The organism is Anaerobranca gottschalkii DSM 13577 (assembly GCF_900111575.1).
GTDB classification, from domain to species: domain Bacteria; phylum Bacillota; class Proteinivoracia; order Proteinivoracales; family Proteinivoracaceae; genus Anaerobranca; species Anaerobranca gottschalkii.
The window spans coordinates 23,053-32,420 of the sequence record NZ_FOIF01000024.1; the positions used below are offsets into that span (position 1 = coordinate 23,053).

The window sequence follows — 9,368 nt, forward strand, 5'->3', positions numbered from 1 at the left end:
TTTTTTTAATGCCAATTTTCCAAAATAGGTTGACACATAATATATTCTTTAGTACAATAAATCATAAAAGTAAAAAGGTTGTTTATTTAAAATAAAATATATATTCATGCAATTGATTTTATTTTTTATTAATCAGATGGGGAGGAATGAGAATGACAAAGTTGACATCGAAAATTTTAAAGGGTTTATTTTTAGGGATGATAATTGGTTTAATACTAAACTTCATGCCTGAAAATTATGTTAAAGATGTAGTAATTATTGATGGAATTTTATACCTTATAGGACAAATTTTTTTGAGGGCTATTATGATGATGGTAGTTCCATTAGTATTTATTTCGCTAGTAAATGGTTCTTCTGGTGTTGGTGATATTAAGAGGTTAGGAAGGATTGGAGGAAAAACCCTCTTATTTTACATCTTATCTACTACTGTTGCTATAACTATTGGGCTTGGTTTAGGATTATTAATTAAACCAGGTATTGGTATAGACTTGGCAAATAATGTTCAAAGCCAACCTAACATTAATGAAAACCTTCCTTTGGTAGAAGTACTGCTTAATATGGTTCCTAGAAATCCAATAGAAGCATTAGCTAATGGTAATATGTTACAAGTCATAGTATTTGCTATTTTTACTGGTTTAGCTCTATCTAGTATTAAAGAAAAAGCTGAAAATATTATTAAAATCTTTGAATCATTAAATGAATTAGTTCTAAAAATGGTGGAATATGTAATGTATATAGCGCCTGTAGGTGTATTTGCTTTGATGGCAAGAACTTTTGCTACACAAGGTTATCAGTTAATGTTACCATTGTTAAAATACATGTTTGCAGTTATAGCTGCATTGGTAATACATGGATTAGTAGTTTATGGTGGAATGTTAAAAGTCTTTACCCGCTTAAGTATAGTGAAATTTATCAAAAACTTTGCCCCAGCTTTATCTGTAGCCTTTTCAACGGCTAGCAGTGGAGCAACATTACCTGTAACCTTAGATACTGTTGTAAAAAGGCTAGGAGTTTCACCAAAAGTTGCTTCCTTTACTATACCTTTAGGGGCAACAATCAATATGGATGGAACTGCTTTAAAACAAGGGATTGCCACAGTATTTATAGCGCAAGTATTCGGTATAGAATTAACTTTTTCAGCAATTTTAACAGTTATTTTGACAGCGACTTTAGCTTCCATAGGAACTGCAGGAGTACCGGGAGTAGGACTTATAATGCTTTCAATGGTTCTTAAATCAGTAGGTTTACCGGTAGAAGGTATAGCCTTAATTATGGGTATAGATAGGCTTTTAGATATGTCAAGAACTGCTATTAATATTATGGGAGATGCTGTATGTACTGTAATTATATCTAAAATGGAAGGGGAATTTGATCAAAGTGTATTTGAAGCAGAGCCAGAAAAAGAAGAGAATTTTGAGAGTAGAAAAGCTCAACTAGCCTAAAAATTAACCCTCCCTAAATTTCGGGAGGGTATTTTATTATTAATTTGCAGGAATTATCTAGTAAATATAGAATAACTAATTATTAAAAATGAGAATAATTATTAGTGTTTACAGGTGATTTGATGTTAAGTGAGGAATAAGTTTTATCCATCTAGCTAAATTAGAAGGAGGATTAATAATTGTAAGTTTAACAAATTTAAAGAAGTAAGGATCAGTAAGTTAAAAAATTTTAGGAGGAGGGGGAAGATGACGGTATTTAGAATTATTATGTGGCTTTGTGGTTTGTGGTTATTGTTTAAAATACCCAATTTTATTTCAATAAGAGAAGGTTTGGAAGAAGAGTTGAAGGATGTATCTATAATAATACCGGCAAGGAACGAAGAAAACAGGTTGCCAGGATTATTAAAATCCCTAAAAGAACAAAGGGTTTATCCTAAAGAAGTAATCGTGATAGATGATCAGTCTACAGATAGGACCGTGGAGATTGCTAAAGATTACGGAGCAAAAGTAGTAAAGGGTAAACCATTACCTTCAGGATGGCAAGGAAAGTCATGGGCCCTCTGGCAAGGGGTAGAAAGCTCTACAGGAGAAATACTAATCTTTTTAGATGCTGATACCAGGATTGAACAGGATGGGCTAAAGAAGATATACACAGAATTTCTAAAAGAAAAAACTCCATTATCTATTCAACCGTATCATAAAATGGAGAAACTTTATGAAAATCTATCTGCTATTTTTAATTTAATTCTAATGATGGGTACTAATGTTTTTACACCACTAGGTAGAAGATTAAAACCTTTAGCCTTTTTCGGACCTTGCCAAATTATGACTAGGGAGGATTATTATAAAGTAGGTGGCCATAGTATGGCTAAGGGAAGTATTTTGGAAGACATAAGTTTAGGGAAAAATTTTTTGAAACAAGGAATACCTATAAGGTGTTTTGGTGGTAAGGGGGCTATTTCATTTAGGATGTATCCTGGAGGAATAGGGGAGATAATTGAAGGATGGAGTAAAAATTTTGCATCTGGAGCTGGTCAAGTAGGGATTATTAATTTATTACTTATAAGTTTATGGGTTACAGGAATGGTGGGTATAACTATAAATACTTTTAAGACCCTTTTAGTTGGGGAATATTTATTAGAAGTTTATGGTCTTTTTTTACTATATGGCTTACAACTTTACTGGTTTCTAGTTAAAATCGGTAATTTTTCCCCTTTTATAATAATTTTCTTTCCTATCAACTTAATATTTTTCATTTATGTTTTTGTCCGGTCCATAGTAATGACCTTCATTTTAAAAAGAGTTAGTTGGAAAGGAAGAAAAATTAAAGTATAGATGGTGATAAAAATGAGGATATTTTATTTTTCAACGGCAACAACAATTATTTTAAATATTTTCTTGTGGTTTATTATCCATATGACTTTTGGTTTTTTTGGCAATAAGTTTCCTAAAAAGTGGTTCGAAGGAAATAGAGGAATTTATAAAAGTTTTTCTTGGGAAGATGAAGGAAGGTTTTATGAAAGGGTTTTTAAAATAAAAAGGTGGAAAAAGTATTTACCAGATGGGGGAGATTTTTTTTCTAATGGTTTTGCTAAAAAACATTTAAAGACTAGAAACTATGAATATTTAATTACTTTTTTAGAAGAAACAAGGAGAGCAGAATTGGTTCACTGGTTACAAATTATACCAGTAATTATATTTTTCCTTTTTAACCTCTGGTGGGTAGGGCTAATAATGGTTATTTATGCCCTAGCTGTCAACCTCCCTTGCATTATTGCTCAGCGATATAATCGGCCAAGATTACAAAAGATAATAGATAGAGAAAAGTGTGAATTGGAGAAGGTGATTTGATGGCTATCGGCTATGCATGTATTACATTAGGGATAAAAGATTCTTTAAAAGGTTGTGTTTTAAAAAATGCTACAGAAAGGAAATTATTAGAAATCATTGAGCACAATTTAGGGGTTTTAGAAAGACAAATAGAATATAATCTGGAAAATAATATCAGACTTTTTAGAATTAGTTCAGATATAATTCCCTTTGGTTCCCATATTATAAATGAGTTAAAATGGTGGGAAATATTTAAAGAAAAGCTAGAAAAAATAGGGGACAAAATAAAGGATAATGGGATTAGGGTATCTATGCATCCCGGTCAATACACAGTTTTAAATTCCCCTAATGAAGAAGTTGTAAGAAATGCTGTCAGAGATTTAGAATATCATTGCAGATTTTTAGATAGTCTAAAAGTTGATAAAGCCTGTAAGGTGATTTTACATATTGGAGGTATTTATGGTGACAAAAGGAAAGCCTTAACTAGGTTTTCCAAAAATTACTCTAAGTTAGGTGATAATTTAAAAAAAAGATTGGTTATAGAAAATGATGAAAAGGCTTTTAATATTAAAGAAGTATTAGATCTAGGGGTAAGTTTAGGAATACCAGTTGTTTTTGACAATCTTCACCATACTATAAATAAGCCAGAAGGAGAAAAAGGAGATCTATACTGGATAAAAAAGGCAGGAGATACATGGGAAGATGGCGATGGAAAGCAAAAAATCCATTACTCGCAACAAAAAATAGGGGGGAAAGTAGGTAGCCATTCAGACACCATTTTTGTACAAGATTTTTTTGATTACTATAAAGAAATAGGTGGAGATAATTTTGATATTATGTTAGAAGTCAAAGATAAAGACTTATCGGCAATTAAATGTATTAATTGTATTGAAAAGGCAAGTATAACCGAGCTGGAAAAGGAGTGGGCAAAATATAAATATATTGTTTTAGAAAAATCAGCTAAAATATACGGGGAAATACGGAACTTATTGAAAGATAAAAGTAACCCTCAACCTTTAGTATTTTATAATTTAATAGACACTGCATTAAAATTGCCGGAAAATAAAGGGGGAGCAGTTAATGCTTTAGAACATATATGGGGATATTTTAAAGATAAAGCTACCCCTAAAGAAAAGGAAAAATTTTTTCTATTATTAAATGAATATAAAATAGAAGACAAACCGTTGGAGAAGGTTAAAAATTACTTAGCCAGCTTATCAAATAAATATCAAGAGAACTATCTTCTCCGATCTTATTATTTTCTTTATTAATATATATAAGCCAAGGAAAAATCCTTGGCTTAGTAAGTTTTAAAGATGAGGTTTACTTTAATTCTGGCCAGTATCCTCTATTGGCTTCTAATAATTCATCTAAAATTTGTTTGGCAACTGTAGCACTTGGCACAGTTTTAGAAAGGGTTATAGCTTGCCATAATTTGTGATAAGATTTTTCAATCCATGCATCAACAACTAATTTCTCTACAGCTACTTGTTGTTCCATAAGACCTTTTTGGAATCTAGGGATTTCGCCGATCACTAAAGGGCGAGGTCCTGTTTTTTCAACGATACAAGGAATTTCTACCATGGCTGTAGGATCGAAGTTGATGATAGCACCATTATTAGGAACAATTAACAACATCTTTTCCTTTGTATTATAAGCAATAGCTGTTGCAAGGTCGACAATATATGATGCATGTTCATCGATTTCTACATGAATACCTTTAGTAGAACCTTGTTCAATTACTTTTTTACATGTCTCGAAAACGTACTTTTCTCTACCATCCATTACTTCATTTGCCCGGGTATACTCTTTATTAGAATGTTGAACAACATAATCAGGGAATAAATAATATTTTAAATAGGTATTTGGTAAGGTATCAGGATCTGTTTTATATACATCCCGAGCTTTTAAAAAAGTATCATTCCAACTAGGATCAACATGTTGACTATCTCCACCTTCTACTACATAACCATATTTCTCTACATGGGATTTTAATTTGGGCATCAAATCATTTCCCTCTTTATCTCTAATTTCAGTCCACCAACCAAAATGGTTTAATCCGTAATACATAACATCTAATTCTTTTCTAGAATTTAATCCTAGGATTTTAGCCATCCTTGTTTCTATACCTATTGGCATATCGCAGATATTCAATATTTTAGAATTTGGTCTTAATCTCCTTGTGGCTTCAGCTACGATAGCTGCTGGATTGGAATAGTTTAATAACCAGGCATTGGGAGAATATTTTTCCATATAGTCAATTAGTTCAATAACTGGACCTATTGAACGCATACCATAGGCAATTCCCCCAGGACCACAGGTTTCTTGACCAACTACACCATATTTTAAAGGGATTTTCTCGTCTAACTCCCTCATGGCATATTTTCCAACTCTGATATGGGCCATTACAAAATCTACATCGGTGAAGGCTTCTTGAGGATCAGTGGTATATGAAAACTCGATTTCAGGTTTATTTTCTTTTATTAATATTTCACTGGCTTTGGCAATAATTTCTTGCCTTTCTTTATCATTATCGTAAAGTTTTAGTTTCCGTATAGGAAATCTATCATAATTTTCTATAAGCATCATTATTATACCGGGAGTGAAAGTACTACCTCCACCTGCGATTACTACTGAAAATTTTTTCATGATAATTACCTCCTTAGCTTACTGATTTTGACACAATTTCGTATATAACAATAATCATAGGGATTCGCCTCATGGTTAATTTGTTTTTTGGCAATTTTCATTTCACCCGAGGCGTAATACCTTTTATTAACAGTGATTATTTCAATAAACCTTCAAAATGCTCCCTTACTTGAGAAACAGATAATCCAACAATTACTTGGATACTATTTTCTTTTACTACTAATCCATGGGCACCAATACTTAAAAAGTATTTATCATCTTTAACTAAAGAAGGATCTTTCACAGTTACCCTTAACCTTGTAGCACAACTGGTAACATCGACTATATTATCTTTTCCACCTAATCCAACTAAAATATCCTTAGCTTTCCCAGCAAAAGAGTTGGATTTTCCTTGTTGATAATCTTTTTTAGTATAAAGTTTTGTTTCATCCTCATCTTTTTGACGGCCTGGTAATGGAATATCTAATTTGAGGATTAAGTATCTAAATAGGAAGAAATAGATAGCAGTGAAAGCTAGACCTATTAATATTTGGATTAAATAAGTAGTCCAATGGTTAGCAAATAAAGGAACCCAGTTCATAAAAGCAAATTCTATTAAACCTCCACCAAAATTACCGACAACTCCAAAGGCATACATAGTTGCAGCCATAGTAGCAGCTAACACTGAATGAATGGCGAATAAATAAGGTGCAATAAATAGGAAAGTAAATTCGATAGGCTCAGTAATACCAGTAACTACAGAGGTTAAAGTAGCGGCTAAAAGTAAACCACCAACTTTTTTACGGTTTTGAGGTTTTGCAGTTAAATACATAGCTAAAGCTATACCAGGAACACCAAAAATTTTAGAGTTACCATGAAGGGCAAAACCATATGGGAACATCTCTCTTAATGGTTCAGTGCTTTGAGCAAGGGCTGGTAAATTTTCAATCCATTGAGCAACAATACCACCTTCAACAACAGCAGGACCAAACAAGAATGGGGCATAAATAAAGTGATGTAATCCAGTTGGTATAAGTATCCTTTCTAAGAAAGTATATAACCAAACCCCAAAGACTCCAGAAGATACCATTAAACCTTGTAGTGAAGTAATTCCCTGTTGAATTACAGGCCATACAAAACAAGTAAATAATGCTATTGGGAACATTAGTATAAAAGCTACAATTGATACTAAAGGAGTTCCCTGGAATATACCTAACCATTCAGGTAGTTCTTTTTCAAAGTATTTATTGTGTAACCATATCATAATGGCGGCGACAACAATACCACCTAAAACACCGGTATCTAATGTTCTTCTTCCTGCAACTTCCGTTACACCAATTAATCCATCGGCAGTAAGGAAATTTTCATATCCAAAAAAATCTCCCCAATGGGCTAAAATTCCATTGATGTAGTAATTGAATACAACATAACCAACAAAAGATACAAAAACTGCTCTACCTGGGGCTTTCTTAGCCAAAGCAATTGGAAGACCTAAAACAAATATAAATGGCATATTTTGAAAAATAGTTAAGCTGGCAATAAGAACAGTATCCCAAAATCCATGCCAGATTGTACCTTCTTGGGCTAGAGAAGGAAAAAGTGATGTATTAAGCATAACAACTGAAAGCCCTAACATCGCCCCAAAGAATGGGAACAATAGAACCGGTGCCATCATGGCACTGCCAAAACGTTGAAGTTTACCTCTCATAAAACAACCTCCCTTTTTTATTGACAATTAGATTTTACTAAAAGAAAAGGAATTTCTTCAATATTTTTAGATAATTAAGATAAATATAAAATCAAAAGATAAATTTTCCCTTTTTCTGAGAAATTTCCCACGAAAAAAGGTAGGTTTTTACCTACCTAGTGTCCTTTAAGTTTTTTTATGTAATGCAAGATACAATCTTGTCAATGCTTCTACGACAATATAAAAAGTAGCAAAGGTCCAGTAATGTTGTTCTTTGTTAACTGGGATGTAAGAAGAAATTGCATATAAATTACAGTCTGCCATAGAAGAAAGGTAATTACTTTTTAAATTAGTTAAAGAAATGGTTTTTATATTTCTGCTTTTTAGTTGTTTCATCACATGTTTTAATCGATCTGTTTCTCCAGATAAGGAAATAACAAAAAAGACATCTTCGGAGGTTAAATCATTAAGGATTAAATTAAATTCTGTGTTATCATAAACTATATGTAAAAATTTGTTACATATAACTAAATTTCTTTGTAACTCTTTGGCTATATTGTATTGGGCTAACCCAGTTACATAAATAAATCCCCTTTTAGAATTCTTAAGCAATTGGCAGGCCTTTAATAAACTATTATCATCAATACTTTTTATAGTTCTTTTTATATCCATAAAAAGCCCTTCTTTATACCGCATAGGATTTCCTGATGAATTTTCCCCTTCCATCTGTTGTTTTAAGTAATAGCGAAATTCACTATAACCGGAAAAACCTAATTTTTTTGCAAAACGCAAAATGGAGGATTTGGATATGTTACACTTTTCCTCTAATTCTGTGATTGTCAATTTATAACTGTTTTTGTTAGATAAAATATAGTTAAGGATATGTAAATCTGTGGGGTTTAGATCATTATAATACTTATTTATTAACTTATCCATGAAAATCCCCTCCTAATAGGATTATACAAAATTTTAACATTAATTTAGAAGTAAAGAAAGGGTAGGTATTTAATTATATTTCCTTAAATTAGAGACTTACAAATAAAAATAGAAATTTTATTTTTAGGAAATACTAAATTTGAAATAAAATTAGAAGGGAGGGAAAATAAGGTGAAGGTAAATAAAAGCATTGCTTGCACAGTAAATGAATGTAAATATCATGCTAAAAGCGAGTCTTATTGTAGTTTAGATCATATAAATGTTGTTAAACATGAAGCAAGGGCAAGAAACCAAGAAGCTACTGACTGTGGCAGCTTTGAAACCGAATAAAAAGGGAATTAAAAGTTATGCTGACATCAAGTTGGCATAACTTTTTTGATTATTATTTATTGAAAAACAATTGTTGACGAATAAATATATTTATGTTATATTAAAAGAAATTGAGCAACCGTTTGCACAATTATATTTGTCAATTCAATAAGTTTTTCATATCCTAAGATGAGTTGACATTAGTAATCAGTATCGGTAATGTAAAAAGTTCTATGAAAAAATAGATTAAATACCACACGAACAGATTAGCATAAAGAAAAATAACGTAATCGCTCTTGACAAACAGTCTTAAAAGGCTAATTCAAAGATACAAGGGCGAAGGGAACAAAAGAAAGGCATAACAAATAAGCCCTTGACGTTACCAATTTTAGCCTTTTAAGACTTCGGTTTGTCAAGAGTTCGCAAGCCGATTACTAGTTCCTGCCCGGGCTCTGCTAAACAAAAGCTAGGCTGTTTCTTCTGTAATCCATTGTTGGGCTAATTTAATAAGTTTTGCCCACTTTGCAGGCATAGTA

General features: G+C 32.0%; 8 protein-coding genes. 5 read left to right on the forward strand and 3 right to left on the reverse strand.

Features of this window, described 5'->3' with window-relative positions; genetic code table 11:
* The first annotated feature begins 152 nt into the window (after positions 1 to 152).
* The 4 genes from BMX60_RS07045 (at position 153) to uvsE (ending at position 4,543) form a co-directional block, all read left to right on the forward strand.
* Complete coding sequence (locus tag BMX60_RS07045; RefSeq protein WP_091350714.1) at positions 153 to 1,442, forward strand: dicarboxylate/amino acid:cation symporter; 1,290 nt, start codon at positions 153 to 155, stop codon at positions 1,440 to 1,442.
* Between the two features lie 246 nt (positions 1,443 to 1,688).
* Positions 1,689 to 2,777, forward strand: coding sequence for a glycosyltransferase family 2 protein (locus BMX60_RS07050; protein WP_091350716.1), 1,089 nt, complete (start codon positions 1,689 to 1,691; stop codon positions 2,775 to 2,777).
* A 12-nt stretch (positions 2,778 to 2,789) separates the two neighbouring features.
* The gene (locus BMX60_RS07055; RefSeq protein WP_143055908.1) at positions 2,790 to 3,293 is read left to right on the forward strand and encodes a glycosyl-4,4'-diaponeurosporenoate acyltransferase CrtO family protein; all 504 of its coding nucleotides are present in this window, start codon (positions 2,790 to 2,792) and stop codon (positions 3,291 to 3,293) included.
* Positions 3,293 to 4,543, forward strand: a complete 1,251-nt coding sequence (gene uvsE / locus BMX60_RS07060) for a UV DNA damage repair endonuclease UvsE (RefSeq protein WP_091350720.1) — start codon at positions 3,293 to 3,295, stop codon at positions 4,541 to 4,543. Before BMX60_RS07055 ends, uvsE begins: the two co-directional genes overlap by 1 nt.
* 52 nt (positions 4,544 to 4,595) lie before the next feature.
* Here uvsE and BMX60_RS07065 read toward each other — a convergent pair whose 3' ends face one another.
* From BMX60_RS07065 to BMX60_RS07075, 3 genes are all read right to left on the reverse strand, one after another.
* A complete protein-coding gene (locus BMX60_RS07065; protein WP_091350722.1) occupies positions 4,596 to 5,921 on the reverse strand; it encodes a 6-phospho-alpha-glucosidase in 1,326 nt (441 codons plus the stop codon).
* A gap of 136 nt (positions 5,922 to 6,057) precedes the next feature.
* Positions 6,058 to 7,608, reverse strand: a complete 1,551-nt coding sequence (locus tag BMX60_RS07070) for an alpha-glucoside-specific PTS transporter subunit IIBC (RefSeq protein ID WP_091350723.1) — start codon at positions 7,606 to 7,608, stop codon at positions 6,058 to 6,060.
* Positions 7,609 to 7,773: 165 nt separating this feature from the next.
* Positions 7,774 to 8,523, reverse strand: coding sequence for a MurR/RpiR family transcriptional regulator (locus BMX60_RS07075; RefSeq protein ID WP_091350725.1), 750 nt, complete (start codon positions 8,521 to 8,523; stop codon positions 7,774 to 7,776).
* A 171-nt stretch (positions 8,524 to 8,694) separates the two neighbouring features.
* On the opposite strand from BMX60_RS07075, the gene BMX60_RS07080 reads away from it, so the two are divergent.
* Positions 8,695 to 8,853 (forward strand): DUF1540 domain-containing protein, encoded by a 159-nt coding sequence (locus BMX60_RS07080; protein ID WP_091350726.1) that lies wholly within the window; start codon positions 8,695 to 8,697, stop codon positions 8,851 to 8,853.
* The last annotated feature ends 515 nt before the right edge of the window (positions 8,854 to 9,368 follow it).

Coding starts and splice junctions, on each gene's coding strand:
- BMX60_RS07075 (WP_091350725.1), bottom strand. CDS start 8,523: ATGGATAAGTTAATAAATAAGTATTATAATGATCTAAACCCCACAGAT.
- BMX60_RS07055 (WP_143055908.1), top strand. CDS start 2,790: ATGAGGATATTTTATTTTTCAACGGCAACAACAATTATTTTAAATATT.
- BMX60_RS07070 (WP_091350723.1), bottom strand. CDS start 7,608: ATGAGAGGTAAACTTCAACGTTTTGGCAGTGCCATGATGGCACCGGTT.
- BMX60_RS07050 (WP_091350716.1), top strand. CDS start 1,689: ATGACGGTATTTAGAATTATTATGTGGCTTTGTGGTTTGTGGTTATTG.
- uvsE (WP_091350720.1), top strand. CDS start 3,293: ATGGCTATCGGCTATGCATGTATTACATTAGGGATAAAAGATTCTTTA.
- BMX60_RS07065 (WP_091350722.1), bottom strand. CDS start 5,921: ATGAAAAAATTTTCAGTAGTAATCGCAGGTGGAGGTAGTACTTTCACT.
- BMX60_RS07045 (WP_091350714.1), top strand. CDS start 153: ATGACAAAGTTGACATCGAAAATTTTAAAGGGTTTATTTTTAGGGATG.